Raw genomic sequence first — 453 nt, 5'->3', positions numbered from 1 at the left:
TGGGGGTATAGCTCAGCTGGGAGAGCGCTTGCATGGCATGCAAGAGGTCATCGGTTCGATCCCGTTTACCTCCACCATATCGCTTGATAATGGTTAGTTCCAAGGTTTTGACCCTATCGTCTAGAGGCCTAGGACATCACCCTTTCACGGTGAGTACCGGGGTTCGAATCCCCGTGGGGTCGCCAAGTTGTAGCGCTTGGCTTGTGTTGTGAAATGCAAGCGAAAGCTGCCTGCCAGGAGTGGTAGTTCAGTTGGTTAGAATACCGGCCTGTCACGCCGGGGGTCGCGGGTTCGAGTCCCGTCCACTCCGCCAGTCAACAGTTTTTGCATTTCTCTTGAGTGCAAAAATTTTTCTTCGGTGCAAGCCGAAGAAGTTTGGGGGTATAGCTCAGCTGGGAGAGCGCTTGCATGGCATGCAAGAGGTCATCGGTTCGATCCCGTTTACCTCCACCA

4 tRNA genes are annotated in these 453 nt (G+C 53.9%); all 4 read left to right on the top strand.

Annotated elements, in window-relative coordinates:
- Position 1: 1 nt before the first annotated feature.
- The 4 genes from ACODSU_RS25330 to ACODSU_RS25315 all read left to right on the top strand — a co-directional run bounded on the left by ACODSU_RS25330 (position 2) and on the right by ACODSU_RS25315 (position 453).
- A tRNA-Ala gene (locus ACODSU_RS25330) sits at positions 2–77 on the top strand.
- 32 nt (positions 78–109) lie between these two features.
- Positions 110–185: transfer RNA gene (locus ACODSU_RS25325), tRNA-Glu, on the top strand.
- Between the two features lie 51 nt (positions 186–236).
- A tRNA-Asp gene (locus ACODSU_RS25320) sits at positions 237–313 on the top strand.
- A gap of 64 nt (positions 314–377) precedes the next feature.
- Positions 378–453 (top strand) — tRNA-Ala (locus tag ACODSU_RS25315).

It is taken from the genome of Acidovorax sp. FG48, from assembly GCF_057809085.1.
Note: the sequence above shows the minus strand (reverse complement) of the source record. Positions and strands in the feature narration are given on the sequence as shown.